At 45.9% G+C, this 244-nt stretch carries 1 protein-coding gene; it reads left to right on the forward strand.

Features of this window, described 5'->3' with window-relative positions; all coding sequences use genetic code 11:
- Window positions 1–244: DNA gyrase C-terminal beta-propeller domain-containing protein (locus tag CHH91_RS18875; protein ID WP_141234238.1), on the forward strand; the 244-nt coding region annotated here is incomplete at both ends.

Consider the following 244-nt stretch of genomic DNA (forward strand, 5'->3'; position numbering starts at 1 on the left):
TATTACTATTACCCATAACGGCTATATTAAACGCCTGCCTATTTCTACGTACCGTGCTCAAAAACGGGGCGGAAAAGGCGTACAGGGCATGGGTACGAACGATGACGACTTTGTCCAGCACTTGTTTACGACCAACACGCACCATACTGTGTTAGTCTTCACAAACAAAGGGAAAGCCTACCGCCTAAAAGGGTATGAAATCCCTGAATTAGGTCGAACAGCAAAAGGCATTCCGGCGATTAAT

This window comes from Virgibacillus sp. 7505, from assembly GCF_002272135.1.
Classification (GTDB): Bacteria; Bacillota; Bacilli; order Bacillales; family Amphibacillaceae; genus Terribacillus.